Here is a 26,827-nt window from a genome sequence, read left to right as displayed (position 1 = left end):
CATCCTGCCACGGGACGGGCGTTCCGGCGCGGTTTACGCCGCAGGCGGAGTGCTCTTGTGTCCCAGCAGTTCGCCGAGGAACGGACCCGCTTCCCGGTAGCGCTCGAACAACGCTCCGGTCAGGGCTTTGGTTCCCCTCAGGGGCTCCCTGGTGGGCACCCGCTGAAGCCGCCCGTAGCCGGGCACGTCGAAGATGACGGAATCCCAGCTTGCTCCCACTACATCCTTGCCAAAGCTGCTGATGCACTTGCCGCGGAAGAAGGCTCGGGTATCGGCAGGGGGCTCCGCGACGGCGGCGGCGATAACCGAATCATCAACCACACGCTGCATCCGGTTCCTGGACAGGAGCCGGTAGTAGAGGCCCTTCTCGGGCCTGATGTCGGCCCACTGGAGATCCACCAGGCCCAGCCGAGCGTCGCTCCAGTCCAGGCCGTCGCGCTGGCGGTAGCCGTCCAGCAGGGAAAGTTTGGCCAGCCACTCCACGGAGGTGGCGGCGGCGGCCCTGTCGCTGTCGAGTTGGGTGAGGACGGACGCCCACCGTTCCAGGACGTCGTGGGTATGTCCATCGCCGTCCACTGCGTCACCTACACCGGTGTCCTGGGCGAGTTTGGCGGCCGCTTCGTGGTACATCCACTGAAGATCCAGCGCGGTGACGCGCCTGCCGTCCAGCAGGCGCAGTTTTGCTGTCAGCGACGTATCGTGGCTCACCGTCTTGAGTGCCGCCACGGGCTCGTAGACTTCGATTTTGGGGGCAAGCCCTGCCTCGATGAGGCTGAGGACCAAGGCAGTGGTGCCGAACTTGAGGTAATTGGACACCTGGCTGAGGTTGGCGTCCCCGATGATCACATGCAGGCGCCGGTATTTGTCAGCTGTGGAGTGCGGCTCATCCCTGGTGTTGATGATGGGCCTGCGGATGGTGGTTTCCAGGCCCACTTCGGCTTCGAAGAAGTCGGCGCGCTGGCTGACCTGGAAGCCTGGGGTGGAACTGTCCTGCCCGATCCCCAGCCGGCCGGCTCCGCAGACCACCTGGCGGCTGATGAAAAATGGTGTCAGCCCGCGCACGATGTCCCCGAACGGCACGGACCGGGGCATGAGGTAGTTCTCGTGCGAACCGTACGAAACGGATTTGTTGTCAGTGTTGTTTTTGTAGAGGTTGACCGGTGGGAGGGCCGGGTCCGCGGCAAGCCGGCGAACGGCCGCCAGGCCCACCAGGTCACCGGCAGCGTCCCAGGCCACCGCGTCCCGGGGGTTGGTGACCTCGGGGCTTGAGTATTCGGGATGGGCGTGGTCAACGTACAGCCGCGCTCCGTTGCCGAGGACCATGTTCATCAGGAGGGTCCCCGACTCGTCCTGGCCGTCCAGTTCCAGCTCCTCGCGGCCGTAGGCCAGGGCCACCGCCTCTGCGTCGAGTACCGGCGGCTGGTCGGTCAGCTGGCTGGGGTGTGCGGCACCGCGGTCCACGGTCCAGCCCCGGGCATCATGGAGCGGCTCCTCATCCGTATAGTCCCAGCGGGTCTCGGCACCCCCTGCCGCCCGCTGCCGGGTGACCTGGGCGTAGGCCTGGACCACGCGGGCACTCATCATGGTGGCGTTCGCGGAGGGGGCGGACGGAGCGTGGATGCCGTATTCGGTTTCTGCCCCCATGACCCGCATGGCCCCGCCGGCGGGGAGAGCTTCCCCGGCGGCGGATCCCTGGGCACCCGTCACAGATACTGCCCTGTGGTGGGCATGGTCTCGATGGACTTGCCGGGCTCCTGGCCGGCCTTGCCCTGGACGATGGTGCGGATATAGGTGATCCGTTCGCCCTTCTTTCCGGAAATGCGTGCCCAGTCGTCAGGGTTGGTGGTGTTGGGCATGTCTTCGTGCTCTCGGAATTCGTCCACCACGGCGCGCAGCAGGTGCTCGATTCGGAGCCCCTTCTGGTGCGACGTCAGCAGGTCCTTGATGGCGTACTTCTTGGCCCGGTCCACCACGTTTTGCACTACGGCGCCGGAGTTGAAGTCCTTGAAGTACAGCATCTCAGTGTCACCGTTGGCATAGGTGACCTCCAGGAATTCGTTGGACTTCTCCGTGGAGTACATGGCTTCCACGGTGCGCTGGACCATGGCGTCAACGGTGGCCTGGACGTCACCGTTGTGTTCAGCGAGGTCCGATTCGTGGAACGGCAGGTCGGGCGTGATGTATTTGTTGAAAATATCGGCCGCGGCTTCAGCATCCGGCCGCTGGATCTTGACTTTCACGTCCAGCCGGCCGGGCCGGAGGATGGCGGGGTCGATCATGTCCTCGCGGTTGGATGCGCCGATGACGATCACGTTGTCCAGGCGTTCCACACCGTCAATCTCGCTGAGGAGCTGGGGCACGATGGTGGTTTCGACGTCGGACGAGATGCCGGTGCCGCGGGTGCGGAACAGCGAGTCCATTTCGTCGAAGAACACCACGACGGGGCTGCCATCGGATGCCTTTTCACGGGCGCGGGAAAAAATCAGGCGGATGTGCCGCTCCGTTTCACCCACGTACTTGTCAAGGAGTTCAGGCCCCTTGATGTTCAGGAAGTAGCTCTTCAGGTCCACGTTTCCGGACCGCTCCGCGGCGCGGGCAGCGAGGGAGTTGGCCACGGCCTTGGCGATAAGGGTTTTTCCGCAGCCCGGAGGGCCGTAAAGGAGAATGCCCTTGGGGGCCTTCAGGCCATGCTCCCGGTAGAGGTCCGGGTGCAGGAACGGCAGTTCGACGGCGTCCCGGATCTGCTCGATCTGGGGGCCAAGGCCGCCGATGTCCTCATACGTGATGTCCGGAACTTCCTCGAGGACCAGGTTCTCCACCTCTGAGCGGGGCACCTTCTCCAGCGCGTAGCCGGTCCGCGAATCCACGGAAAGGGCGTCGCCAACCCTCAGCTTCTCGGACAGGAGGGCGCCGGAAAGCCGCACCACGCGTTCTTCGTCCGCCCGGCCCACTACCAGGGCGCGGTCGCGTCCCAGCATTTCCTTCAGGGTTGCCAGTTCGCCGGCACGTTCGTAGCCCAGCCCTGCCACGATCAGGAGTGCTTCGTTCAGCAGAACTTCCTGCCCCACGGCAAGCTGGTTGATGTTCACCAGCGGGCTGATGCCCACACGCATCTTCCGGCCCGCGTTAAAGATGTCCACCGACTCCTCGGTGGCGGCCTGGCCGCTGTTGCCGGGAGCGGGCTGCCGTTTCGGGTTGATCTGGAGGATGGTGCCGAAGCTGTAGGGCGGCTGCCCTTCCTGGTCCAGGGCATTTTTCAGCCGGAGGATCTCTGCCTTCGCCGTCTCAAGCATGCTGACCAGCTTGGAGTTGTTCTGCGTTGCCGCTGCCAACTGGCGGTCGATGTGCCTGAGCTTGTCCCGAAGTATGTTGACCTGGCGGTCAGCAACCGAGAGGTCGTTGGCGGCAGACTGCTCTGCCGGTGTACGTCCGGAGTCCTGGTTTGGTGTCTCCATGATGTATCAGCCCCTTCCTGCGCTTCTCTTAAGACATTAGTCCCAAGATGCCGGGTAGGGATGGAGACTCCCGAAATGTGGACTAGTTCGTAACCTCGGGGTTGTCCACGACGTTGGTCCCCGCAATGGCGTCACGGGCGGCGCGCCGGAGTTTCTTGTCTGACACGGCCCGCTCCCCTACCGCGCCGGGCGTCCAGGCGTTGACGTCCTCTTCGTTGAACTCAGTCTTGGACGGGCGCCGCTTGACCGAGATGCCGGTGACCCCGTCTGCCAGCCGCCGGGTGACCAGCAGGAATCCCGTGTGGGCCACCATGCGGTGGTCCGGACGCACGGCCAGGCCTTCAAGGTGCCAGCCGCGGACCATCGACTCCCATGCATCGGGTTCGGTGAAGCGGCCGTCCGCACGGATGGCTTCCGCCGTGCGGGAGAGCTGGGTGACCGTGGCCACATAGTTGATCCAGACACCACCGGGGGCAAGGACAGTGGCGACGGCGTCGAGGCACTCCCAGGGCGCCAGCATGTCCAGGACCACGCGGTCCACGGAGCCCGGCTCCTCGGCCTTGACCACTTCCTCCTGGAAATCCCCGAGGGAGATCTGCCAGGCAGGGTGCGGGCCGCCAAAGATGGTTTCCACATTGCCGCGGGCGATGTCCGCGAACTCCTCACGCCGTTCAAAGGAGTGCAGGTAGCCGTTGTCCCCCACCGCGCGGAGCAGGGAGATGGACAGGGCACCGGAGCCCACGCCGGCCTCCACAACGCGTGCTCCCGGGAAGATGTCCGCCATGGTGACAATCTGGCCGGCGTCCTTGGGATAGACGACGGCGGCGCCACGCGGCATGGAGAGCACGAAGTCGGACAGCAGGGGGCGGAGGGTCTGGTACTGCTGGCCCACGTTGTTCACCACGACCGAGCCGTCAACCTTGCCGATGATTTCGTCGTGGTTCAGGAAGCCGCGGTGGGTGTGGAATGCCCCGCCGCGTTCCAGCGTGATGGTGTTCATGCGGCCACGTTCGTCAGTGAGTTGGACGCGTTCGCCTTCACGGAAGGGGCCCCGGCGACGGGCAGCGCCCACCGGCTGCGAGCCGCCGGCGGCAGCACCGGCTTGCGCTGCTCCCTTGGCGTCGTTGACGGCAGTTTCGCTGCTCATGATGTTTCCTCGCTCCTGTAAACCTGTTGTGCCGCGGCCGGTCAGTCCTGTGGGACGACGTGGCGCTTCGGCGGCAATGCACGACCGGCAGGTAACTCTACCGGTTCTGGCCCTGCGGGTGCCTATCGTTGCGCTGGCGCTTCCCGGTGATGGCTGCGAGGACAGCCTCCTGCGTCAGGAGTCCGGTGACTGTTCCGTTGTGGTCCACAACAGCGTAGTGGCGTCCCTCGAGCTGGGAAAGGAACTGGATCAGCTCCTGCCCTTTGGACCACTCGGGAATGTAGGCGCCGGCAGCCAGGGGGAACGACACAGCGGTGACCGGCGTCGTATCCGCCGCAGCACCGGGCACCGCGGCCAGCGCGTCCGGGTCCACCACGCCCTGCGGCCGGCCGTCCGGTCCGCATACCACCACGGACCTTGTTCCTGCTGCGCCCACGCGGAGGGCATCGCGGACCGTGCCGGTGGCAGCAACTCCGGCAGCCGGCGTCGACAATGCTGCCGCGCTGACCAGCGGGAGCCGCCCCCGCAGGGTGCCTTGCTGGATGGACGCGGATGCGCCCATCCACAGGAACCCGCCGACCAGGATGGTGATCATGAGGAGGCTGAAGTCGGGCTGGTCGCCGGCAAGGAACGGACGAAGGAGGAACCAGTAGGCGATGGCGAGGACGATGATCCGCCCGCCCCAGCCGGCCGCCACGGTGCCCTTCGCCTGGCTGCCGGTGGCCTTCCAGACGATGGATTCGACCAGCCGGCCGCCATCCAGCGGCAGGCCCGGCAGCACGTTGAAGACACCAATGAGGAAGTTGGCCCACATGAAGATGTTCGTCAGGATTTCGGCAACGCTTCCCAGGCTGTTGGTGCCGAGCACCAGCCAGGCTCCCCCGGCCAGGACGAAGTTGGCGGCCGGGCCCGCCAGCGCAACCAGCACGGACCTGCCGGGTGAGGCGGTGAAGCTTTCAAACTGCGTATGGCCGCCCCAGAGGTTAAGGACGATCTTTTGGGTGGGCCAGCCGTAGACCTTTGCGGTCAGGGCGTGGGCGAGCTCGTGGACGAGGACGGAGATCAGAAGCAGGACGGCGTAGGCGAAGGCCACGACGTAGGCGCTCACGCCCAGCATGGGGTTGTTTCTCGCCAGTACCGGCCCATAGACAATGACGGTGAAGGCCGCGATGACGAACCACGAGTACGCAAGGACGACGGGGACGCCGGCGATGCGGCCCAGCGGGATGCCCTCGCGGCGTGTCGGGGTCTCCGGTTCAGCCAAGGGAATCACCTGCGGAGGTGGCCGCCGCACCCGTTGCGTCCGCCCGCTGAAGCAGCGCTTCCAGCTCCACGAGGCTTCGGCCGGAGAGGGAATCCCAAAGGGCGTAGCTGTCGTGGTCCGGCAGCGGCACGATGTGCGGGACAGCCACGGTGGCAACCCCGGAGGCCACGGCCGCGGCAACGCCGGGTACGGAGTCCTCGAGCGCTACGCAGTGGTGGATTCCAAGATCGGGATCGCGCTCCTGCAGCAGCTCCACCGCGGTCAGGTACGCCTCCGGATGCGGCTTGCCCTGGGTCACGGTGTCGCCCGTTACCACTACGTCGAAGTATGGCCGGGGAAGGTTGGCCACCACCTCGCGGGCCAACGGGCCCTCGGACATGGTGACCAGGGCACAGCGCACGCCGGCCAGGTGAAGTTCCTCGAGGAGTTCCCGGGCACCCGGCCGCCACGGCACCTGCTCCTGGACGCTGCTGATGACCTGGGCAGTCAGGGAGTCGATGATTTCCCGGATTCCGAGCTCGACGCCGGCCTGCTGGAGCAGCCCCGCGGAAAACGTCAATGACTGGCCAACCAGCTGCATAGCTTGGTCGTGGCTCCACGTTCCGCCGTGCGCCTCCACCAGAGCATGCTCCGCCGCAATCCAGTACGGCTCGGTGTCCACTATGGTCCCGTCCATGTCCCAAAGGACGGCTTTGAGCGGAGAACTGGCGGCAGGAATTGGCATACCGCCAGTCTACGGGGCACGGCTGGGCGGAGGCTGTGGGCTACGCCCTTGGCGAATATGGCACAGGCCAAGTGCCCTTTGCACCGGGTGCCGGCGACTTACGGCGCTTCATTCCATGCGCGAGTGTGCACCTTGGACGTAGGGTGAAGAAATGAATAGCTTCGAGGGAGACACCGCCGAACAGGGTGCCGGACCCGAGCGGGAACGGTTCCTGCAGCCGGTGGCTGACGGACAGCGCGTAACCGTAATGCTTGCCGCCTTTGAAGGGTGGAACGACGCCGGAGAAGCGGCCAGCGATTCACTGCGCTACCTGAACAAGTTGTGGGGTGGCAAGAAAGTCGCTTCCATCGATGCCGACGAGTACTACGACTTCCAGTTCACGCGGCCCACGGTGCGCAGGAACGCTGCCGGTGAACGCAAGATCAAATGGCCTTCCACCCGGATCTACAAGGCCAGTGCGCCCAACTCCAATGTGGACGTCATCTTTGTGCAGGGGACGGAGCCGTCCTATAAATGGCGGGCCTACACAGCGGAGCTGCTGGTCCATGCCGAAGCGCTGAACGTCGACTACGTGGTGCTGGTAGGCGCACTGCTGGCGGACGTCCCGCACAGCCGCCCCATCCCGGTAAGCACCTCTTCCGACGACACTCCGCTCCGGGAGCGCATGAACTTGGAAGCGTCACAGTACGAAGGCCCCGTGGGCATCGTGGGAGTCCTGTCCGAGGTGGCCCTGCTGGCCGGAATCCCAACCGTATCGCTGTGGGCCGCGGTGCCGCACTATGTGGCACAGGCGCCCTCCCCCAAGGCCCAGCTTGCCCTCCTGCACCGCATCGAGGAGCTGCTGCAGGTCCCCCTGGACACCCATGAACTGGCAGAGGAAGCTGACGCGTGGGAGCGCGGCGTGGACGAGCTTGCCACCGAGGACCCGGAGATTGCTGCCTACGTGCGGCAGCTGGAGGAAGCCAAGGACACCGCCGACCTCCCTGAGGCCAGCGGGGAGTCCATTGCCCGCGAATTTGAGCGCTACCTGAAGCGGCGGGGGCAAGACCGGCCCTGACGTTAACTGGATGGGGGCCTGGCTGGGAGGAATCCCTGCCAGGCCCCCGGCCTTTTCCCGCCGCGAGCCGAAGCCTTAGAGCCGGATGCCCAGGAGCGCGTCCACCGCATTCTTGACCAGGGCCGCGTCAGCGGCGCTGGCGTCAGCACCGTCGTCGTTCGCGGTCCGTGCCCAGCGCGACACCGCGGCGACCGCAGCCGGGGCATTCAAGTCTGCGGCCAGCGCTTCCCGCATCCCGGCCAGCAGCGCCTGGCCGGAACCCTCGGGAGCGTGCTCGAGTGCCTTCCGCCATGCGGCCAGGTCTGCCTTGGCCGCCGTGAAGCCTTCGTCAGTCCAGGACCAATCGGAGCGGTAGTGGTGGGCCAGGATGGCCAGCCGGATTGCTGCCGGATCTTCGCCGGCTGCGCGGAGCCGGGAAACCAGCACCAGGTTGCCCTTGGACTTGCTCATTTTCTCCCCGTCCAGCCCCACCATGCCGGCGTGCGCGTAGTGCCGGGCCAGCGGCACCCCGGCCAGGGAGTATGCGTGGCCGGCTCCCATTTCGTGGTGCGGGAAGATCAGGTCCGATCCCCCACCCTGTACGGTGAAGGGGGACGGCAGGTACTTCTGGGCGATGACCGTGCATTCGATGTGCCAGCCCGGCCTTCCCGCGCCGAGGCTTCCGCCGGGCCAGCTGGGCTCGCCCGGCCGTTCCACCCGCCACAGCAGCGGGTCAAGAGCCTGCCGCTTCCCCGCTCGGCCAGGGTCCCCGCCACGCTCGGCGAAGAGCTCCAGCATGGTGCTTTCACCCAGGTGGGAAATGCATCCCAGAGCCCAGGCGTCAGGTGCCGTTGACTGCTTGCCGGCCGCTTCGACGTCGTAATAGACATCTCCGTCGGGCTCCCCGTTGGTGCCGGCAACCTGGTATGCCAGCCCCATGCTGACCAGCCGCTCCACCTCAGGCACGATCAGGCCGATGGACTCAACCGCGCCAACATAGTGGTCCGGCGCCAGGACGTTCAGCGCCTCCATGTCCGTCTGGAAGAGCTCCACCTGCTCCGCGGCGAGGTGGCGCCAATCGACGCCGGTGGCTGTGGCGCGCTCAAGCAGGGGGTCGTCCACGTCCGTCACGTTCTGCACGTAGGAAACCTCGCTGCCGGCGTCCCGCCACGCCCGGTTCAACAGGTCAAAAGCTACATAGCTTGCCGCGTGTCCCATGTGGGTTGCGTCGTAGGGAGTGATGCCGCAGACGTACATGGACGGCCGGACCTCCCTTTCCAGGGCCACTTCGCGGCCTGCCGCAGTATCGAACAGCCGAATGGAGGGCATGTTTCCGGGCAGGGCAGGCACAGGGCGGGAAGTCCAGGATTTCACATGCCAAGCCTAGTCCTAGGCGCTGATGACGCCGAAACCGAGCAACAGGTACAGGGCCAGTCCCAGGAAGATCCGGTACCAGACAAAAAGCCGGTAGCTGCGGGTGGATACAAACTTCAGGAACCAGCCGATGATCACGTAACCCACCACCAGAGCGATGACGGTGGCCAGAGCGGTCTCCGGCAGGCCGAACGGTCCGGAGAGCCCTTCCTTGGTGACCACCTTGTACAGCTGGTACAGCCCGCTGCCGAAGACTGCGGGGATGGCGAGCAGGAACGAGTAACGTGCAGCGGCCTCACGGGTGTAGCCCATCAGCAGGCCTGCGGTGATGGTGCCGCCAGAGCGGGATACGCCGGGGATAAGGGCCAGGGCCTGCGCCAAGCCATACAGCATGCCGTGGTTGTAGGTCAGGTGGGCCAGGTCCCGCTTTTGGGCCCCAATGGCGTCGGCCACGGCGAGGAAGAGTCCGAAGACGATCAGCATGGTGGCTACGATCCACATGCTGCGGAGCACGGATTCGATCTGGTCCTGGAAGAGCAGCCCCAACACGATGATGGGCAGGCTGCCCAGGATCACCAGCCAGCCCATGCGGGCATCAGGATCCTGCCGCGGCACCTTGCCGCTGAGGGAACCCGCCCAGGCCTTGACGATGCGGACAATGTCGCGCCAAAAGAAGATCAGCACGGCGGTCTCCGTGCCGAGCTGTGTAATGGCCGTGAAGGCTGCTCCCGGGTCCTGCGCGTTGGGGAGGAACTCCCCCACGATCCGCAGGTGCGCGCTTGATGAAATCGGTAGAAATTCGGTCAGTCCCTGCACTAGGCCCAGCAGGGCCGCTTCAAACCAGTTCACGCTAAGACCCTACGGCATGGCAGCGCTGTGACTGCCCGTAAGCTTGCTGCTATGCAGCAGCGTTACGTCGGCAACAGTGGATTGCGAGTTTCAGCCCTCTCCCTTGGCACCCGTTCCTGGGGTGGCGAAACTGACGAGCAGGACGCATCGGAGTTGCTGCGCACCTTCCTTGATGCCGGAGGCCGGCACGTGGACACATCGGCGTCTTACGCCGGCGGCGGCTCGGAGGCCATCCTCGGCTCGCTCCTGGGCGACGTGGTGTCCCGAACGGAGATTTCCATCTCCACCAAAGCGGGAATGACGACGCCGGATGGCCGCCGTGCGGTGGACACATCACGCAATGCGATGCTCACCGGCCTGGACGCGAGCCTGGCCAGGCTGGGCACCGACTATGTTGACCTCTGGTTCACCGAGGCGTGGGACGGCAACGTTCCCCTCGACGAAACCCTGGCCGCGCTGGAGTTCGCTGTCCGCACCGGGCGGGCCAGGTACGCGGGTATTTCCAACTTCAGGGGCTGGCAGGCCGCGAAGGCCGCAGCCACCAGCGCTGTCCCCCTGGTGGCTGTCCAGGCCGAATACTCATTCCTTGACCGGACAGCGGAGACGGAACTGATCCCGGCCGCCGAGGACGCAGGGCTTGGTCTGATGGCGTGGGGTCCGCTGGGCCGGGGGGTCCTCACCGGCAAGTACCGCGGCAGCATCCCCGCCGGTTCCCGCGGTGCCTCGGCCACCGAAGCGGCCTATGTGGAACCGTATCTGGAGGAGAAGCCGTCGCGCATCGTGGACGCGGTGTGCATGGCCGCCAACGGGCTGGGCCGGAGTCCCCAGGACGTGGCGCTGTCCTGGCTGCTGTCCCAGCAAGGGGTTGCCACTGCGATCGTTGGCGCCCGCACACCTGTGCAGCTGAAGGACATCCTCGATGCCCAGCTTGCCCCGCTGCCGCCGCAGATTGCACGGGCGCTGGAGGATGTTTCCGCCGCCTCCCAGGCCTGCTCCTAACCCCGCCCGGCCCTGCCTGGCACTGGGGCGGCTGGGGCGTCGCGCTATTCCTCGACGATCTCCAGGTCCTCGTCGTCCACGTCGGCATCCTCGTCCTCTTCGTCCTCGTCGTCAAAGACCTGCAGCGGGGTTACTTCGTTGTAAGCCTCGTAGAGGGCGTCCTCGTAAACTTCGAAGGCATCGGCTACTGCGAAAAACGCTGCCTCAACTGAGGGATCACCATCCCCGCGGCGGTTCGATGCTGCTATAAGGTGTTCTTCCAAAGCGGTGGTCAGGGACGAAAGCGCGACACGCGGATCGATGCTCATGACTTCACGTTAGCCGGAAAAGGACGAAAATGGAGAGCAAATGAAGGAACAATTTCTCACCAGCTCGGTCCAGCGGGAGCGGGATTATTTGCGTCAGTACGAGTACCTCGTGCTGACCGTGAGTCCTGACGATTCCTTGCCGGAAGCGCGGCGCCGCCTCGTGGAACACTCTGAATACGGCAAGTGGGAGTTGGAACGAAGCAAGCTATACGTGGGCGGCGGCAGGCGCTTTTGGCTGCGTCGCCGCGTGATGCAGGTCCAGCGGACCGTCTAGTTTTCCAACGGGCCCAGCCAGGCGTTAGCCACCGTGTTGTGGGCTGACTCGTCGTCGGAGGGGTGGAACATCCCGGCCAGCACGTCCCGGTAGAGCCGCTCCAGCTCTGAGCCCCTGAAGTAGCTTGATCCCCCGCTGACGCGGATGGCGAGGTCCACAACCCGCCGTGCCGTTTCGGTGGCGTTCACTTTCAGCCCTACCAGTTTGGGGAACCACTGGGGCCCATGGTCCGCCAGGGCGTCGACGTCGGCAGTGACGGACCTGAGCTGCGGGTACAGGTTGTCCATGGCCATCGCGGCGTCCGCCACCTTCCAGCGGATATCGGGGTCCTGCGCGTAGCTGCGTCCGCCGTTCTTGAATGAGGTACGCCGCTTCACGCCTTCCACGCCCACGGCCAGGGCGCGTTCGCCCAACCCGGTGTAGACGGCGGCCAGGAGGCTTTCGAAGCAGGCGAAAATCGCGAAAATCAGTGGATCGGCGTTGGGGCCAACAGGCAGCTTGCGGAAGATCCGGTCCGCTGGGACCTGCACGCCGTCAAGGACCGTGGTGGCAGACTGGCTGGCCCGCATGCCCAGGGTGTCCCAGTCGTCCAGGATCCGGTAACCGGGCGTTTCCCGGGTGATGAAGCCGTGGACGAGTTCCCCGGCACCGTCATGTGCCGCACTGTCTTTTCCGAAAATCCCGAGCCGCGTCCAGGCCGGCGAGAGGCTGGTGAAAATTTTGGTCCCGGTGAACGAGTAGCTTCCCTCCGCATCCGGCGTGGCGACGGTCCGTGAGTCGAAGAGGACGGAATCGTTGCCCGCCTCCGAGTTGCCGAACGCGAAGACCTCGCCCTGAGCGGCTTCCTCGAGGACGAAGGCAAGGGAGTGGTCGCCGCGGGCCGCGAGGACGTGCGCGACGCCGGTCCACACCAGATGCATGTTGACCGCCAGTGCGGTGGCTGGGGCAGCCGTTGCCAGCCTGCGCTGGCACTGCGCCGCCGCTTCCAGCCCAAGCCCCGCGCCGCCGTCGGATGCCGGCACGAAAAGCTTCAGGTACCCAGCCGCCGCAAGCTCCCGCAGATCCTCGTGGAAAAACGAGTTGTCCCGGTCGTACCCGGCGGCGCGGCCGCGGATGCGCTCCAGGAGCTCATCCGGCAATACTTCTTCCGGAGTCACGGCCGGTTCCTCTCAGTAGTTGGTGAGCAGGGTGTTCAGCACCCGGGCGCCGAACTTGAGGGAGTCCGCCGGAACACGCTCGTCCACGCCGTGGAACATGCCAGTGAAGTCGAGCTCGTCCGGGAGCATCAGGGGCGCAAAGCCGTAGCCGGTGATGCCGAGGCGGCTGAGCGACTTGTTGTCCGTGCCGCCGGAGAGCGTGTAGGGCAACACCTTTGCGCCGGGGTCCTCTGTGTGGAGGGCGTCGATCATGGAGTCCACAAGGTTGCCTGCGAACGGGACCTCAAGCGAGACGTCGTTGTGGACGTAGCTGACATCCACACCGGTGCCGGCGAGTTCGCGGACTATCTCAAGGACCTGCTGTTCCTGGCCCGGCAGGGTGCGGCAGTCAACCAGGGCTTCGGCAGACTCGGGGATGACGTTGTGCTTGTAGCCGCCCTTGAGGAGGGTGGGATTGGTGGTGTTCTGCAAGGTGGCACCGACGAACCTGGCCACCGTGCCAAGCTGGCTGAGCAGGAGGTCCGGATTGTCGGCGTCGAACTCGACACCGGTGAGTTCTGTCACGCCGTCAAGGAACTGCCGGGTGGTGGGCGTGAGCTCAATCGGCCACTTGTATTCGCCAATCCGGGTCACAGCGGCGGCCAGCCGGGTCACGGCATTGTCGGTGTTGATCTGCGAACCGTGGCCGGCCCGTCCGTGCGCTACGAGGCGGAGCCAGGAGATGCCCTTCTCCGCGGTTTGCAGCAGGTAGGTCCGCTGGCCGCCGATGGTGGCTGAGAAGCCGCCCACCTCGGAAATTGCTTCGGTGGCACCCTCGAAAAGTTCAGGCCGGTTGTCAACGGCGTAGCGGGCGCCATAGACGCCGCCAGCCTCCTCATCCGCGAAGAAAGCGAAGATGATGTCCCGCTTGGGCTTCCTGCCCTCCCTGGCAAAACTCCTCAGCACCGAAAGAATCATGGCGTCCATGTCCTTCATGTCGACGGCGCCGCGTCCCCAAATGAGGCCATCCTTCAGTTCTGCGCCAAATGGGTCCACAGACCATTGGTCGCGGAGGGCGGGGACGACGTCCAGGTGGCCGTGGACTACCAGGGCGCTGGCGGAGGGGTCCTCCCCCGCCATCCTGGTGACAACGTTTGCCCGGCCAGGGGCGGATTCGAAGATCTCGGCCTCCAACCCCACTTCCTCGATGAGCCCGGCGGCATATTCTGCGGCCACCCGCTCCCCCGGTCCCGACCCGTCGCCGTAGTTGGAGGTGTCGATCCGGATGAGTTCCTGGCAGATCCGGACAACTTCATCCTCGGGCAGGACGTCAGGCATGGGTTACTCCTTGGTAGGGAATGACTGGGTGGCACGACCTGAATCGCTGCCCTCAGCCTACCTACTTGGCCCGATTCGTTGTTCCCGGAAAGTCATGTTAGAGTTTTTCTCGCTGCTTCGGAGAGGCGCGAAACGCTGAAAGGCGGGACGGCTTCCCGAAATACCACCTGCGCGGGTGGCGGAATGGCAGACGCGCTAGCTTGAGGTGCTAGTCCTCGAAAGGGGGTGGGGGTTCAAGTCCCCCTCCGCGCACAAACGGAAGCCCCGGAACATCAGTGATGTTCCGGGGCTTTTTTGTGTCTTCAACCACGCGGGACCGGGTTCCCACCAATGCAGGCTAAGTGCCTCGCATCCAAACCGATCGCTAACGTCCACGGCCTTATTGGGGGAAGACTGGCCTCACACGGAAATTGATCACATGAACGTGAGCCTGGACGGCTACATCGCCGCGCCCGGCGACGACCTCGGCTGGAGCGTCCCCAGCGATGATCTGTTCCAACGGTGGTCCGACAGGGTCGGAGCGACCGAGCTGGCGCTCTACGGCCGCAGACTGTGGGAGACGATGAGCTCCTGTTGGCCGACCGCCGACCAGCAGCCTGGTGCCACACAGGCGATGATTCCAGCCGGGTTGGGATGCGACTGCGAGCGCACCCAAGAGGGTGCACTCGGCGAACGGGGCGACCTCTTTTTTCGTGCCCGCAGGCATTTCCACCAGCCACTGCCCGGCTCCTGCAAAGTCCGGCCTGATGCTGCGGAGTTGCGTACGAGATTCCCGGTCTTCCAGTCCTAAGCTTTCGGCATGCACCCCTTAGTGGCGATCGGCCTGGTGTTCCTGGCCGCGATTGCCTGGCTGGGCACCATCCTGACCCTGCTGATTGCCTTGGTCAAAGCCCGACGCCGGCCGCCCGCCGGTTTCAGCCGCGTGGGCCGGAATGTGGAGCCCCGTAACGCCAGTGAGAGGGTTACCCCAAGATAGCTGGGTGCCACCTGCTGCACCTGGCGTTCTATGAGGCCGAAGGGTTACCGCAACGCCCTCCGCAGCCGCTCCGCGAGGTCGTCCAGGGATTCGCGCCATTCCGGTTCGTCGGCGCCGTCCCACAACTCGGCCAGCTCGGACTTCTCCCCCGCGACCCGTTCGACTGCTTCCAAGGCCATCTCCACGTCCTCGGCGGTGATCTCGGCCCCGTGGGCGGTCACCCAGTCAGCGACGTTTTCCGGCAGGTCCCCCAACGGGTTGCCCCGGCTGGCGGATGTGACTTCCGCGGCAGCAAGGGCAACCGCCCCCTCCGGTGCTTCGACGTACCTGTCACCAGCCTTTGCCAGTGCCGACCGCACGACGTCCGCCCCGCCGGCCTCGAGGTCCTCCAGCCAGTCCAGCGCGTCGTCGTTCTCAAACGGCAGGTAGCCCCATGCGCCCATTGCTTCGCCTTTCGGTTGCCAGTTACGGCCCGAGCCTAATATGACGAAGGCTGTCGGCCACTACATGGCTGCGATCGTGACATCGACCATAAGCTTCAGGGGTTGACATTACTTCATCAGCGCATAGTTTGAGCTCCGGCCGCGCCTCTGTGCTGGCCGTGCCAGCAGTGCAGGCGAACGTTCACATCGCTGCATTCCAGACCCGACATGTCAACGGTCGTGGAGGCATGCGCGGAGGAGCGTCCTGCGTCCCGGCACTAAGTCCATGAAGGCCTGAAGAAGTTCTTTGGGTCGTATCGGCGCCCAGGAGTCGTAGTTGAGGGCGATGGCGTCCACGAGCCAGGTGTCCACGAACACTAATGCCACATCCCTGGAATCGACCACGGTGTAGCGCCAGTCCCGCTGATCCTCTGCTCCTGCAGCACGAGGTTGGAAATTACCAGGCCCTGGACACGCTCCTTAAAGCCGTGCCGGGACCGGTCTTCCTTTTCCAAGAGGGTCCACTCGACGGCCCTGCCACCCTCCCGGCGCCACGGCGAGGGCGTGAACTGCCGGACCAATCCCACCCGGGCCGGAAATCGCGTACTACAGTTGATGCATGGCTCCCAGCCGCCATCCACTCGACGACCTGCGCGAAACCATCGGCCACCTGGCCGATCAGCTCAAGCTGCCTGGTTCAGAGCGCGTCGACGACCTCGTCGGCGATCTCATCGGTGCGAGGCCGGGCCCGGCCCGGCCGCTGTCCGAGGTGCAAGCCGAACTCGACGCGCTGGTGGGACTGGAGACCGTGAAGGAACAGGTGCGGGCCCTCGTCGCACTGCTGCAGGTCCAGGCCCGCCGTAAGATGCACGGCCTGCCGGAAGTAGCCACATCACAGCATCTGGTGTTCCTCGGAAATCCGGGTACGGGCAAGACCACTGTGGCGCGGCTCCTGGCCGAGATGTACCGAGCGGTCGGTCTGCTGCAGAAAGGCCACCTGGTCGAGGTCGACCGTTCGGGCCTGGTGGGGCAGTACGTCGGCGCGACCGCCATAAAGACGGACCGGGTTATCCGGCGTGCCCTGGACGGCGTTCTGTTCATTGACGAGGCCTACGCGCTGGCCCCGGAGGACGGCCGGATGGACTTCGGCCCCGAGGCGATCGAGGTCCTGCTCAAGCGGATGGAGGACCACCGCCACCGGCTGGTCGTGATCGTGGCCGGGTACCCGCGGCTGATGGAGTCCTTCTTGCTCTCGAACCCCGGACTGCGCTCCCGGTTCGCCCGCGAGATTACGTTCCCCGACTACTCTGTCGACGCACTCCAGACGATCTTCCACCAGATGCTGGCCCAGCACGAGTACACGCTGGAGCCGGGTGCCGACCAGATGCTGCGCCGCATCCTCACCGGGCTCCACGCAGGCGAGGACTCCGGCAACGCACGGTTCGCCCGCACCCTGTTCGAGCAGGCGCTCAACCGCCAGGCGCTGCGGCTGTCGCTCGACGAGGAACAAAGTCTCGATGCGCTCGATCGTGAGGCCGTCATGACGCTCACCGTGGACGACATCGTCGAGGCCGCACTGGCCTTGGGCGAGGAGCCGGAACCGGAACCGACGCCGGAACCGGAGCAGTCCCGCTGGTGGCGCTGGCTTGCTTGAGCGGATCAGCGGCGGCTGTCAGAGGAATGCACGGGTCCAACTTTCGGGGAGCAGTTCAAAAGTCCAGGACACTTGGATGGTGTCCTAAGAGTCGATGGACTTGCGGTCGATGGACTTGAGAGCGGCGAGCCGGGCCTCCACTTCGGCCTCCTCGCCGAGGTCTTCCAGTGATGCGAACTGGGCATCCAAGGATGAGGCTGCGAGTTCCTGCTGGCCGCGGACCGTGGCCTCCTGGCGACGGATGTTCTCCTCATACCGGCCAATGGCCGAGGTCGGGTCTCCGGCGTCCAGGGATTTGAGCGCATCGTGGACCTGGGACTGGGCGGCAGCGACGCGGGCCCGGTTGGCCAGCTCGTTGCGCTTGGCGGTCAGCTCGTGCAGCTTGCCTTTCATCTGGTCCAGGCCCTGCTTCAGCTTGTCGACGACCTGATTCTGCACGGCCAGATTCGGTTCCTGGGCCTTGGCGCTGGACTCGGCGGTCATCTGCCGCTGAAGCGCGACCTTGGCCAGGGCATCGAATTTGTCGGCGTCCACACTGTTCCCGGCCGCCCGGAACTCGTCAGCTTTGCGGGAGGCGGCGATCGCCTTACTGCCCCAGGTGTTGGCCTCGTTCACCGCGCGGGCGTGGTCGTCCTCGGCCATCCGTAGGGTGCCGATGGTCTGCGCGACCGCTGACTCAGCTTCGCGGATGTTCTCGGAATAGTCGCGGACCATCTGGTTCAACACCTTCTGCGGGTCTTCCGCGGAGTCCAGGAGGGCGTTCAGGTTGGCCTTGGCGAGCTGGGCAACACGGGCGAAAATACTCTGCTTCACGGAAGTCTTTCTATCGGGTATCGGATTCGCATTTTATGTGTATGGTGCCGGCGGGCACCAGCACCGGTAAGCCTGCCGGCCCGGCTACTGCCGCTGCCGGCGGCCGCGCACCCTGATGACCTCAGCGACGCCGGCCAGTGCCAGAGGGAATGCCACAACGGCGGCCAGATAACGCTTCAGGTCGTACGGGGAATCCATCATCGCCCAGCCCACGAAAGCTCCTGGCAGCCCCACACAGATGGTCACCCAGACCCGGTTGTCACGTGCGCCTGACCAGACGGCAGCCACGAGGGACAGCACGCACCCGGCGAGGATGTAGCGGTTACCGACCCAGACCTCTTCCTGCTCGGCCGGACCCGGAAGCCATATATGCCAGCCGGCCTGCCATATCCCACAGGCGATCATGATCATCGAGGCGAGCACGAGCAGGATCCAGGCGATGGTTCCGATCCTCCGGCGCCTTGCTTCTGACATCGCCATCACGTGCCTGCTTCTTCCGGGACAACCATCAGGGTTTTGTCCCCGCATTTGAGCCGCAGCTCCTCGCCGGCAGCGGCTTCCAGCCGGCAGTTCTGGTCTTTCACCCGGGGCCATCCGGATATTTCCGGGGCGCTGCGCACCCGCTTGTAGTGGAGCCCGTCGTGCTCGGTGTAGATGTGTACCGTGTCACCGTCGAAACCATCCTGCGTGACGAGCACTGACTGTCCGTCCCTTGCTGTCACCCTTACGGTGTCGCCGATGCCGTAGGCGCCAAGAACTGCGAAGAGACACATCAGGCCTAAGTACGGTACGGCAGCCGCGGCGACCACCCCGGTGGTCCACCCGACGATGCGCCGGGGCACTGTCCGGGGGATGCGGCATACCAGCGCTGTCAGGACGAGCAGCACACCAGCGGCCCCAGCCAGGATCGCCGCGATCAGGAACCAGGAGGCGATGGAGTCCCCCGGAATGCCCATGTAGAAGAGCAGGCCCTCCCGTGCGGCGGCCCAGTGCGCCTCACTGATCGTATGGTTTGCCCAGACGCACAGTGCCGCCACGCCGATGAGGGCGGTCCCCCAGATTTCCCGGCGCTTCATGCGGCGGCAGGCTGGTCCGGGCGCTCGCCGGCAGCCGCAGCCCGCGAGTCCTTTACCGTCTGTGCCACCGCAACGTGAATGATCTCCAGCAGCGCGAGAGCCAGCAGCACCAGCAAAGTCTCCACCGCCAGCACCCCTTCCAAGACCCCTGCAAGAGAGTCTTCCTCCCATTCCGGGGGGACGGCCCTGCTCGCTTGAACGGCGAAGAGGAAGAACGCCAGGGCGGTCACCACCAGCCCGCCAAACAAGATCCAGCGGCTGTACCGGTAGGCCGCGCGATGGCCCAGGGCATCCAGGGACGCATGCACCAACCAAAGGAACCCTGCGATGACGGGCAGGACGACGAAGGGGCTCATCGACCAGGTGCTTCCACGGCCCGGACGTCGAACGGGTTCTTGATGACCGTCTTGTCCCCGGAGTCCATCCCGACGGCTTTGATGTGCACAAACGGCGCCGCCGCGTCCCCCAACAACATGGGGCCAAGCCTATCGGGCAATCACGGTGCATCCGGACGTGCGTCTGGCGCCCTCTTGCAGGCTCAATCCCCAAGTCTGAGGGCGGGGGCAGAGCCACCACTCGGGAGAGGCTACGGGCGTCCGGAGCCAAGGTCTTCCTGAATTTTCCGGAGTGTGTCCACGTTGGCCGCGATCTCGATGACTCCTCTGGCGGATTCGAAGGTAATGATTTGGAATCCGATAGGCAGACCCTGCCTGGTCTCTTGGTGTGTCGCTTTTCGGGGCGGTGACAGGACCTGGAGCTCGGTGAGGGGCCTGCTGCGTCCGCTGGGTATGAGCTCGTCGTAAACGGCCGGCTGGAAGTCGATCCGGCCGGGCCCCGTGGTGGCGACACCCATCTCCCAGCTCGCACTCAAGGAACCAGGCACTGCGTTTGGGTATCGCAGGTACACGAGGGCCTGGCCATCCCTGCGGAGCCTGTCAGCCGTGGCCCGCATCCGCTTTGCAGTGAAGAACATGCCGCCACCGAAAATGAGCGCGTAGAAGACCGCGTTGGCGATGGCATCATCGGCTGGGCCGCCAGCAAGTAGGCCCGCACCCAGAATGATCACGCAAACTGCCGCGCCCACCAGAACGGCGCGAAGTGCGGGATGCATGGCGCCCCACTCCCTCATGCCGACATCCTAGGTTCCGGCACCGTCCACGGCTACTGCCCCTGCCCAGAGCGCGGGACTGATTACGGGCACTGATGGAGTATCTCGTGGCCTTGAAGGCCGATGGCTGCGGTGCGGGTAACTACGCCAGGCGTGCCTTCACGATCTCGCTGACGGCTTTGCCGTCGAAGCGCCCGCTGATTTTGGGGGTCACGGATTTCATGACGGCGCCCATGGAGCGCATAGTCAGTTCGGTGCCGTCCGCTTTCAGTTCCGCAACAACCTCGTCGACGATGGCTTCCGCTTCCGCACGGGTCAGGGCTTTCGGCAGGTAGGCCTCAATGACCTCAGCTTCAGCAATCTCCGCCTGTGCGCGGTCGTCGTGGCCCGCCGCCGAATAGGTGGCGGCGGTGTCGCGGCGTTTGGCGGCCTCCTTTTGCAGCAACGCGGTGACCTGGAGGTCATCAAGCTCGACCGGGGTCTTGCCGGACTTCTCCCGTGTTTCGATCTCGCCGAGGACGTTGCGCACCGTCGTGAGGGCCACCTTATTGCCGTCCTTCATGTGGACGACGACGTCGCCCTTCAACTTTTCCTTCATTGACATGTTCTGCCTCATTCTTTCTGGATGGGAAGCGGCCTGGGACAAGCCTATTCCGCACCTGGCCGTGGCGCGCTGCTGCATTCTGGCTCGTTCGCCCCCCGTCCCTGTGGAACGACAGCCCGGGCGCGGCCGTAGGCTAGTTTGGAATCCGCAGCGGCCTGGTCCCCCGGGCCCGAAAGGAGCACCGAGTGGACAGCACGGCTGGCAAGTGGTTTCTGAATCGGGCCGAGCGGGGCAACCCCGCCTCTGCGGTCCATGCACGCGTTGGAGAATCTCCGTCGTGGTCAGAAGGTAACCTGGTGCGGCCCCTGGTTCATGGAGCAACCTACTTTTCCAGACTGCATGCGGAACTGTCGGCCCTCCAGGCGGGAGACCGGGTGTGGTTTACCGACTGGCGGGGCGACGGCGACGAACAGCTGGAAGCGGGCGGTACAACAATCGGCGGCTTGCTGGCAAAGTTGGCCCGGTCCGGCGTGGAAGTCCGGGGCCTCGTCTGGAGATCCCATGGTGAACGGGTCTCCGCCCCCATCAGTGGCCGCTCGAATGAACTTCTGAGCCGCCAAATCAACGACGCCGGCGGGGAGGCGCTGTTGGATCAGCGGGTCCGTATCTTCGGCTCCCACCACCAGAAACTGGTGGTCATCCGCCGGCGTGACGACCCCTCCCGCGACGTTGCCTTTGTGGGTGGGATCGACCTCTCACACAGCCGCCGGGACGACGCCGGCCACGCGGGCGACCCGCAGGCGGTGACCATGGATTCACGCTACGGGCAGAGGCCCCCGTGGCACGATGCCGCCCTTGAACTCCGCGGTCCGGTGGTAGCAGATGTGCTTGCCGTGTTTGCTGAACGCTGGAACGATCCCCACGCGCTGGACCGACGCACTCCCTACCGAATGCTCTTGCAGCGCCTGGCCCGCATGCCCCGGCACCCCAAACCATTGCCGGAGGCTGCTCCGCCCCCGCCGCCGGCCGGGCCACACGCCGTGCAGCTGCTGCGCACCTACGGTGTAAAACACCCTCCATTTCCGTTCGCGCCACACGGAGAGCGAAGCATAGCCCGGGCCTATGCAAAGGCCTTCGCCCAGGCCCGTTCACTCATCTACATCGAGGACCAGTACCTGTGGTCAACGGAGGTCGCCGCTGGAATTGCAGCCGCGCTGGAACGCAACCAGGCGCTGAACGTGATCATCGTGGTGCCCAGGTACCCGGACTCCGACGGCGCCCTTGGCGGACCGCCCCGGCGCTTGGGGCAACTGCGCGCCATCAGCATGCTCCGCCGGGCCGCGCCGGACAGGGTGGGGGTCTTCGACCTGGAAAACGGCGAGGGGACCCCGATCTATGTCCACGCCAAGGTCTGCATTATCGACGACACCTGGCTCACCTGCGGATCAGACAACTTCAACCGCCGCTCCTGGACCACCGACAGCGAACTCACCTGCGCAGTGATCGACACATCAGCCGGCGGCTCCGACGCTGCCGGCACGGGCACCCCGGCAGCCCAACCGCTCGCAAGGAAGCTGAGGCTCCAGCTCTGGGCCGAACATCTCGGCCTTGACCAGGACGACACCCGGCTCCAGGCCAAGGGGGGCGAATTGCAGCTGTGGAACAGCGCGGCCGATGCCCTGGACCAATGGCACCGAACCGGCAGCCTCAAGCACCGCCCCGCCGGGCAGGCGCGCCACCATGACCCGGCGCCCGTCCCCCTGCTCCACCGTCTCTGGGCCGATCCCATCTACCGGCTCATCGTGGACCCGGATGGCCGGCCCCGCCGGCTTCGTGGCACGTCCAGGTTCTAGGCAGCAGGGCTAACGATAAGAGCCTCCGGACCTTCCGCCTTCCCCTGCACGCCGCCGGCGCTTTCGGTAGGTTGGAGCGGTAAGGGCATCCACAACCGGACATGGGAGAAGACGTGAAAGCAATCGTGTACGAGGAAACAGGGCCCTCATCCGTGCTGAAGCTCCAGGACAAGCCACTGACGGAGCCACGTCCGGGGGAAGTCCGCGTCCGGCTGGTGGTGTCAGGAGTCAACCCCACCGACTGGAAGTCGCGGTCCGGAGCCGGAAGCAGGAAGCTGGAATCCCCCAAGGTTCCCAACCAGGACGGAGCCGGCGTCATCGACCAAGTGGGCTCCGGCGTGACCGGTTTTAAGGTGGGCGATCGCGTCTGGCTGTGGGACGTCGCCTGGGGCGGCAACGAAGGGACCGCCCAGGAATACGTCGTCGTGCCCGCGCACAAAGCAGTGGCACTTCCCCGCGCCGAATCCTTCGACACCGGCGCCTCGCTGGGAATCCCGGCCCTGACGGCCCACCGGGCCCTGGCAGCGAGCGAGGACGGACCGGCCAGGCTTTCCCCCGGCGCCCTGGCTGGGCGCACCGTGTTGGTCACGGGCGGCGCCGGAGCCGTGGGCCACGCGGCCATCCAGCTGGCGCGATGGGCCGGGGCAGCGGTCATCACAACCGTCAGTGGCGACCGGAAAGCTGAATTGGCCCGCCGTGCCGGTGCCGGCACGGTCATTAACTACCGGACGGACGACGTCGTTCGCGCCATCCAGGAGGTGGCCGCAGACGGCGTAGACATTATCGTGGACGTCAACGCGCCTGCGAACATCGAAACGGACCTTGAGGTACTCAGGCCCGGAGGAACCATCTCCATCTACGCGGCGAACCCCGGAGAATCCCTCACAGTCCCCATCCGCGAAAGCATGACCAAGAACGTCCGCTACCAGTTCATCCTCACGTACACAGTGACGGACCAGCAGAAGCAGCACGCCGTAGCCGCCGTCGCCGAGGCCCTCGCCGCGGGCGCGCTCCGGGTAGGAGAAGACCACGGACTGCCGCTGACGCGATTCCCGCTTGAGCAGACTCCCGCAGCCCATGACGCAGTGGAACAGGAAACCGTCGGAAAGGTGATTATCGACGTCGCGCCTGCACCCTGAGGGGCTATCGCGAGAGGCGGTCCCTTGCTGCGTGTTCAACCAGGACCGGTATGAACGCGCGGACCTTGCCGGTGTCCAGGAGGCTGTGCTCCTGCTGCACCACGTCCTCGATGTGTTCCCTGGGCAGGGCGGGAAACTTCGCCGCCAGCCTGTCCACCACGTCGCCCAGCGCCCGCAACTCTTCGCTTACTCCCATCGGGAAAGTGTCTGGGGTTCCGGCCAGCCCCGTCAAGACTTGACTGGCGGCGATCAGCGGCGTGCAGTTCCGTTGACGGAAGTAAAGCGGACGACGGCGAGCGCCTGGCCGCGCGCATGGCCCGGGCGGGTGCTCCACGCCGGTGCACCTGCGCAAGTCCCGCCGTCGTCAGTGCGGGTGTAGCCTTCGGGCCCGCGAATGCCGGGTCCGTCCCTGGGGATGGGACGCCGCGGCCACCGGACGGTACTCAATCCGCCGCTTTTCCGTCCGGCTGTGGCGCCGTTCCTGCCGCCGCGCCTTCCTTTCGGGCCGGTCGATGGCGGACAGGATGGTCAGCGTCACGGTAATCCACAGGAACGCCGTCCCCAACACCAAGGCGATTTCCAACTCAGTGCTCATGGACACAATTTTAGGCGCGCTGGGTCCAATCCACCCCCTGCAGATCCACACCAATAGCACGCAAACCCACAGCGTCTACAGCAATCCAAGCCCTTTGACAGCAGCCATGACGTCGGACACCTGGACAGCAAGCAGGGCAGGATCCGGCTGGGCCGCGAAGGTGTCCCCGCGCCGCAGTTCCGCCCGGGTCAGGACCACATGGGGACCCGGCGGCGGACCCCAGATTTCGGGTGGGGCCGGCCCGAAAAGCACCACGGAGGGAGTACCGTACGCGGACGCCAGGTGCGCAGCCCCCGTGTCAGCCGACACCACCAGGCGTGCGGCGGCGATCGTGGCGGCGAACTCCCCCAGGCCCAGCACACCGGCCAGTACGGCGGTGCCGGGTAGTCCTGCGAGGCGGCACACTTCCTCCGCCCGTTCCCTTTCGGAGCTACCCCCGGTGAACACCACCTGGTGTCCGGCGTCGGTCAATGCCGCGGCCACCGCTGCAAACCGCTCCGCCGGCCAAAGCCTGCTCCCGTAAGCGGCACCTACGTGCAGGACCGAAGCGCCGGGGACGGGACTGGGCACGTGCGGTGTATTCAACTGCACGTCCAGTGGATCAGCTTCTATCCCATGCCATTCCAGGAGCCTCACCCAGCGCTCGCGTTCATGCAGTTCCGGCCGCCACGGCGGCCCGTCCCGGTGGGCGCTTCGGTGACCCAGGGTCTGGCGGGCCTTCAGCGCCTCGATCCGTCCCTGGCTCTCCGGGCCGCTGCCGTGCAGGTTGACGGCCACGTCCACCACACCAGGTTCCATCGCCAGCGGCTCGTCCAGACCGTGCGTGGGAAGCAGTTCGTAGCCGCCCACCAGCCCCAGGGCCTCGGACCAGCCACCCCTGCGCCGCATAGCGCAGCCGGTGCCCGGGGTACGCACGTTGGATGCCTTTCAGCGCCGGTACGGCAACCAGCAGGTCACCCAGCTTCAAGGCGCGCAGGACCAGCAGTTCAGGTTTATCGTCCAGGGGCACCGAAGCATCCCCTTCTCCCGCAGTTACCGTCCCGCTCATGCGTCCTGCTTCGCACACCTGGTGGCTGTGAGGCTGCGGACGTCCTCATAGACTTCGGCTACGCCAATCCCGGCCACCGCAGAGTCATTGTGGACGCAGCGCGGTGCTGTCCAGCCAACCTGCGTGACGTCGATGCCGCACGTGGGACAGGCCGTCACCCATGAGGCATGTATGCGGTGAAGGCTCCGTCCCAAGGCCCCGGCGTTGATCACATTGCCCGCCCAGAAAATGCCCACCGTGGGCACACCGAGCGCCTGCGCAAGATGCCTGGGGCCGCTGTCATTCGCCACCACAACGTCAGCTTTGGCCAGCAGCGCCACGAGGCCTGCCATATCCAGGACGCCGGCCACCGAATGAACCCCCGTCGAGGCCGCCCGGGCGGCAATCCCCTCCGCCAGATCCTGCTCACTGCTGTCCCCAATAATCACCACCCGCGAGCCATCAGCCGCGCAGGCGGCAGCAAGTTCGGCGAATTTGCCGGCAGGCCAACGACGGCGGGGGTCGGTGGCGCCAGGATGGATCACCACGAGCGGGTGGCCGCCGTCACCGGCGGCAGCTTCAGGGATCGCTCCCCCGCCGGCGGGTGCCAGCCGGGCCTCAAGGTCAACGGGGAAGGCGCCGGCGAACCCGGCCACCTCCAGAGCCCTAAGGGGTTCGTGCTGGTAGTAGAGGTAAGGAATGCTGCGCTCAAGGCTGGCTGCGTCCGCCGTCCGGGTCCCTACCGTGTGGCGGGCGCCCAGCCGCAACAGGAAGGGGTTTGAGTATCGTCCACCGCCGTGAAGCTGGACGGCCACATCGAAATTGCGGCCGCGCATGTCTGCAAAGAAGCGGTCCAGTTCATCCGCATCTTCTTCTCCGGGCCGGACTCCTTCGGCGAACGGCAGCACAACCACCTCATCCACCGGGCTTTCCACCGCGCCCAGAAGCGCCTGGTGGATCGGCGTGCCCAGCAAGGTGATGGTCGATGCAGGATAGGCCGCCTTCAGCGCAGCCATTGCCGGAATCGCGAAGATGAGGTCCCCCAGCCCGCCCCCGCGCAGGACAACGATCCTGGACACTGCATTGAACTTCTCCAGCACGGGACCGACGCCCACACCGATTTGGTCGGCACCGCCAAACTCTGCAGTGAGTTGCTCCACAAACTGCCCTTCCGTCACGCGGAGGGAACAGCACCGGCCGTCCCTCCACTGTCCATGCAGCCGCACTGCGGTTCCAAACCTTCGGCCGCTCCTTGAACCTTTACCCAATCGGCGCCGGATCTACGCTTCCTGTTGGGGAATACCGGCTTGATGCTGTACGTTTCATACCCGACAGCCAATCAAAGAAAAGAGAAGCACCCAAAGTGGCAACCGATTACGATGAACTGCGTTCCGACGTCAAGGAATCGCAGGACAACTCACTCGAGCAGCTCCAGTCAGCGAACGCTCCCGACGCCCGCAGTGTTGTGCAGGAGTTGGACGAGGCTGACGGGCTGGACGGCGCCGGGGTCCCTGGTGGCGAATTCGTCGCTGAGGAGCTCGTAGTCCAGGTCATCCCGCAGGCTGAGGATGAATTCACCTGCTACTCCTGCTTCCTGGTCCGTCACCGGTCCCAGATTGCCCGGCAAAAAGATGGCCACAGCTACTGCACCGAGTGCGAAGGCTAGTCAAGAAGCTTTCCAAGGGGCAGGAAGCCTGGTCCCGCCCGAAAGGCACG

General features: G+C 65.5%; 30 protein-coding genes, 1 tRNA gene and 2 pseudogenes. 10 read left to right on the top strand and 23 right to left on the bottom strand.

The features are described 5' to 3' along the window. Positions 1 to 33 precede the first annotated feature (33 nt). The 5 genes from dop to ACTAQI_RS06120 form a co-directional block, all read right to left on the bottom strand. Entirely contained in the window at positions 34 to 1,653 is a 1,620-nt protein-coding gene (gene dop / locus ACTAQI_RS06140) for a depupylase/deamidase Dop (RefSeq protein ID WP_457951001.1), read from the bottom strand. A gap of 50 nt (positions 1,654 to 1,703) precedes the next feature. Next, positions 1,704 to 3,455, bottom strand: coding sequence for a proteasome ATPase (gene arc / locus ACTAQI_RS06135; RefSeq protein ID WP_457950188.1), 1,752 nt, complete (start codon positions 3,453 to 3,455; stop codon positions 1,704 to 1,706). An 82-nt stretch (positions 3,456 to 3,537) separates the two neighbouring features. Further along, complete coding sequence (locus tag ACTAQI_RS06130) at positions 3,538 to 4,602, bottom strand: tRNA (adenine-N1)-methyltransferase (protein WP_457950187.1); 1,065 nt, start codon at positions 4,600 to 4,602, stop codon at positions 3,538 to 3,540. Positions 4,603 to 4,699: 97 nt separating this feature from the next. Further along, on the bottom strand, positions 4,700 to 5,866 hold the full coding sequence (locus tag ACTAQI_RS06125; protein WP_457950186.1) for a site-2 protease family protein: 1,167 nt from the start codon (positions 5,864 to 5,866) through the stop codon (positions 4,700 to 4,702). Continuing rightward, a complete protein-coding gene (locus ACTAQI_RS06120; protein ID WP_457950185.1) occupies positions 5,859 to 6,590 on the bottom strand; it encodes an HAD family hydrolase in 732 nt (243 codons plus the stop codon). Before ACTAQI_RS06120 ends, ACTAQI_RS06125 begins: the two co-directional genes overlap by 8 nt. 151 nt (positions 6,591 to 6,741) lie before the next feature. Between ACTAQI_RS06120 and ACTAQI_RS06115 the strand changes: the two genes are divergently transcribed. After that, positions 6,742 to 7,647, top strand: a complete 906-nt coding sequence (locus ACTAQI_RS06115; protein WP_457950184.1) for a PAC2 family protein — start codon at positions 6,742 to 6,744, stop codon at positions 7,645 to 7,647. A gap of 75 nt (positions 7,648 to 7,722) precedes the next feature. On the opposite strand, the gene mshC is transcribed toward ACTAQI_RS06115, so the two are convergent. Both mshC and ACTAQI_RS06105 read right to left on the bottom strand, forming a co-directional pair. Then, positions 7,723 to 9,000: a cysteine--1-D-myo-inosityl 2-amino-2-deoxy-alpha-D-glucopyranoside ligase gene (gene mshC / locus ACTAQI_RS06110; RefSeq protein WP_457950183.1), complete on the bottom strand. Its 1,278-nt coding sequence runs from the start codon at positions 8,998 to 9,000 to the stop codon at positions 7,723 to 7,725. Positions 9,001 to 9,015: 15 nt separating this feature from the next. Then, positions 9,016 to 9,849: an undecaprenyl-diphosphate phosphatase gene (locus ACTAQI_RS06105; RefSeq protein ID WP_457950182.1), complete on the bottom strand. Its 834-nt coding sequence runs from the start codon at positions 9,847 to 9,849 to the stop codon at positions 9,016 to 9,018. A gap of 51 nt (positions 9,850 to 9,900) precedes the next feature. Here ACTAQI_RS06105 and ACTAQI_RS06100 point away from each other — a divergent pair, with 51 nt between their 5' ends. Further along, complete coding sequence (locus ACTAQI_RS06100) at positions 9,901 to 10,848, top strand: aldo/keto reductase (RefSeq protein WP_457950181.1); 948 nt, start codon at positions 9,901 to 9,903, stop codon at positions 10,846 to 10,848. 44 nt (positions 10,849 to 10,892) lie between these two features. Here the strand turns inward: ACTAQI_RS06100 and ACTAQI_RS06095 are convergent, their stop codons facing one another. After that, positions 10,893 to 11,156 (bottom strand): hypothetical protein, encoded by a 264-nt coding sequence (locus tag ACTAQI_RS06095; protein WP_457950180.1) that lies wholly within the window; start codon positions 11,154 to 11,156, stop codon positions 10,893 to 10,895. Positions 11,157 to 11,196: 40 nt separating this feature from the next. Here ACTAQI_RS06095 and ACTAQI_RS06090 point away from each other — a divergent pair, with 40 nt between their 5' ends. Next, complete coding sequence (locus ACTAQI_RS06090; protein ID WP_018771130.1) at positions 11,197 to 11,430, top strand: DUF5703 family protein; 234 nt, start codon at positions 11,197 to 11,199, stop codon at positions 11,428 to 11,430. Here the strand turns inward: ACTAQI_RS06090 and ACTAQI_RS06085 are convergent. Continuing rightward, a complete protein-coding gene (locus ACTAQI_RS06085) occupies positions 11,427 to 12,587 on the bottom strand; it encodes an acyl-CoA dehydrogenase family protein (RefSeq protein ID WP_457950179.1) in 1,161 nt (386 codons plus the stop codon). The two genes, ACTAQI_RS06090 and ACTAQI_RS06085, sit on opposite strands and share 4 nt — an antisense overlap. 12 nt (positions 12,588 to 12,599) lie before the next feature. Beyond that, entirely contained in the window at positions 12,600 to 13,904 is a 1,305-nt protein-coding gene (locus ACTAQI_RS06080; protein ID WP_457950178.1) for a M20/M25/M40 family metallo-hydrolase, read from the bottom strand. Positions 13,905 to 14,073: 169 nt separating this feature from the next. Between ACTAQI_RS06080 and ACTAQI_RS06075 the strand changes: the two genes are divergently transcribed. The 3 genes and pseudogenes from ACTAQI_RS06075 (at position 14,074) to ACTAQI_RS06065 (ending at position 14,880) form a co-directional block, all read left to right on the top strand. Then, positions 14,074 to 14,156 (top strand) — tRNA-Leu (locus ACTAQI_RS06075). Between the two features lie 166 nt (positions 14,157 to 14,322). Beyond that, positions 14,323 to 14,523, top strand: a pseudogene (locus ACTAQI_RS06070) (dihydrofolate reductase family protein); the annotation flags it as partial. Positions 14,524 to 14,703: 180 nt separating this feature from the next. Beyond that, on the top strand, positions 14,704 to 14,880 hold the full coding sequence (locus ACTAQI_RS06065) for a hypothetical protein (RefSeq protein WP_457950177.1): 177 nt from the start codon (positions 14,704 to 14,706) through the stop codon (positions 14,878 to 14,880). Positions 14,881 to 14,924: 44 nt separating this feature from the next. Here the strand turns inward: ACTAQI_RS06065 and ACTAQI_RS06060 are convergent, their stop codons facing one another. Both ACTAQI_RS06060 and ACTAQI_RS06055 read right to left on the bottom strand, forming a co-directional pair. After that, a complete protein-coding gene (locus ACTAQI_RS06060; protein ID WP_457950176.1) occupies positions 14,925 to 15,323 on the bottom strand; it encodes a DUF4259 domain-containing protein in 399 nt (132 codons plus the stop codon). 210 nt (positions 15,324 to 15,533) lie between these two features. After that, positions 15,534 to 15,707, bottom strand: coding sequence for a hypothetical protein (locus ACTAQI_RS06055; protein WP_457950175.1), 174 nt, complete (start codon positions 15,705 to 15,707; stop codon positions 15,534 to 15,536). Positions 15,708 to 15,921: 214 nt separating this feature from the next. Here ACTAQI_RS06055 and ACTAQI_RS06050 point away from each other — a divergent pair, with 214 nt between their 5' ends. Then, positions 15,922 to 16,956, top strand: a complete 1,035-nt coding sequence (locus ACTAQI_RS06050) for an AAA family ATPase (RefSeq protein WP_457950174.1) — start codon at positions 15,922 to 15,924, stop codon at positions 16,954 to 16,956. Between the two features lie 84 nt (positions 16,957 to 17,040). On the opposite strand, the gene ACTAQI_RS06045 is transcribed toward ACTAQI_RS06050, so the two are convergent. The 7 genes from ACTAQI_RS06045 to ACTAQI_RS06015 form a co-directional block, all read right to left on the bottom strand. Then, the gene (locus ACTAQI_RS06045) at positions 17,041 to 17,769 is read right to left on the bottom strand and encodes a PspA/IM30 family protein (RefSeq protein WP_457950173.1); all 729 of its coding nucleotides are present in this window, start codon (positions 17,767 to 17,769) and stop codon (positions 17,041 to 17,043) included. A gap of 84 nt (positions 17,770 to 17,853) precedes the next feature. Continuing rightward, positions 17,854 to 18,249 carry a hypothetical protein gene (locus ACTAQI_RS06040; protein WP_457950172.1) on the bottom strand — a complete coding sequence of 132 codons (396 nt, stop codon included), beginning with the start codon at positions 18,247 to 18,249 and terminating at the stop codon, positions 17,854 to 17,856. After that, entirely contained in the window at positions 18,249 to 18,845 is a 597-nt protein-coding gene (locus tag ACTAQI_RS06035; RefSeq protein ID WP_457950171.1) for a hypothetical protein, read from the bottom strand. Before ACTAQI_RS06035 ends, ACTAQI_RS06040 begins: the two co-directional genes overlap by 1 nt. Further along, on the bottom strand, positions 18,842 to 19,201 hold the full coding sequence (locus ACTAQI_RS06030) for a hypothetical protein (protein ID WP_457950170.1): 360 nt from the start codon (positions 19,199 to 19,201) through the stop codon (positions 18,842 to 18,844). The genes ACTAQI_RS06035 and ACTAQI_RS06030 overlap by 4 nt, the downstream gene beginning before the upstream one ends. Continuing rightward, a complete protein-coding gene (locus ACTAQI_RS06025) occupies positions 19,198 to 19,320 on the bottom strand; it encodes a hypothetical protein (protein ID WP_457950169.1) in 123 nt (40 codons plus the stop codon). The genes ACTAQI_RS06030 and ACTAQI_RS06025 overlap by 4 nt, the downstream gene beginning before the upstream one ends. A 111-nt stretch (positions 19,321 to 19,431) precedes the next feature. After that, complete coding sequence (locus ACTAQI_RS06020; protein WP_457950168.1) at positions 19,432 to 19,974, bottom strand: hypothetical protein; 543 nt, start codon at positions 19,972 to 19,974, stop codon at positions 19,432 to 19,434. Positions 19,975 to 20,095: 121 nt separating this feature from the next. Next, on the bottom strand, positions 20,096 to 20,557 hold the full coding sequence (locus ACTAQI_RS06015; RefSeq protein ID WP_457950167.1) for a GatB/YqeY domain-containing protein: 462 nt from the start codon (positions 20,555 to 20,557) through the stop codon (positions 20,096 to 20,098). Between the two features lie 296 nt (positions 20,558 to 20,853). On the opposite strand from ACTAQI_RS06015, the gene ACTAQI_RS06010 reads away from it, so the two are divergent. Beyond that, complete coding sequence (locus ACTAQI_RS06010; protein WP_457950166.1) at positions 20,854 to 22,350, top strand: phospholipase D family protein; 1,497 nt, start codon at positions 20,854 to 20,856, stop codon at positions 22,348 to 22,350. Positions 22,351 to 22,463: 113 nt separating this feature from the next. Continuing rightward, on the top strand, positions 22,464 to 23,489 hold the full coding sequence (locus tag ACTAQI_RS06005) for an NADPH:quinone reductase (RefSeq protein ID WP_457950165.1): 1,026 nt from the start codon (positions 22,464 to 22,466) through the stop codon (positions 23,487 to 23,489). A 4-nt stretch (positions 23,490 to 23,493) separates the two neighbouring features. Here the strand turns inward: ACTAQI_RS06005 and ACTAQI_RS06000 are convergent, their stop codons facing one another. The 4 genes and pseudogenes from ACTAQI_RS06000 to ACTAQI_RS05985 all read right to left on the bottom strand — a co-directional run bounded on the left by ACTAQI_RS06000 (position 23,494) and on the right by ACTAQI_RS05985 (position 26,271). Then, the gene (locus ACTAQI_RS06000; protein ID WP_457950164.1) at positions 23,494 to 23,685 is read right to left on the bottom strand and encodes a three-helix bundle dimerization domain-containing protein; all 192 of its coding nucleotides are present in this window, start codon (positions 23,683 to 23,685) and stop codon (positions 23,494 to 23,496) included. A gap of 168 nt (positions 23,686 to 23,853) precedes the next feature. Beyond that, complete coding sequence (locus ACTAQI_RS05995; protein ID WP_457950163.1) at positions 23,854 to 24,084, bottom strand: hypothetical protein; 231 nt, start codon at positions 24,082 to 24,084, stop codon at positions 23,854 to 23,856. Positions 24,085 to 24,159: 75 nt separating this feature from the next. Beyond that, positions 24,160 to 25,132 (bottom strand): annotated as a pseudogene (locus ACTAQI_RS05990) (glycosyltransferase family 9 protein). Next, complete coding sequence (locus tag ACTAQI_RS05985; protein ID WP_457950162.1) at positions 25,129 to 26,271, bottom strand: glycosyltransferase family 9 protein; 1,143 nt, start codon at positions 26,269 to 26,271, stop codon at positions 25,129 to 25,131. Before ACTAQI_RS05985 ends, ACTAQI_RS05990 begins: the two are co-directional and overlap by 4 nt. Positions 26,272 to 26,474: 203 nt before the next feature. Between ACTAQI_RS05985 and ACTAQI_RS05980 the strand changes: the two genes are divergently transcribed. Next, positions 26,475 to 26,777 (top strand): DUF4193 domain-containing protein, encoded by a 303-nt coding sequence (locus ACTAQI_RS05980; protein WP_018761323.1) that lies wholly within the window; start codon positions 26,475 to 26,477, stop codon positions 26,775 to 26,777. The last annotated feature ends 50 nt before the right edge of the window (positions 26,778 to 26,827 follow it).

The sequence above is a fragment of the Pseudarthrobacter sp. alpha12b genome, assembly GCF_054130495.1.
This window is presented reverse-complemented; position numbering and strand designations above follow the sequence as displayed.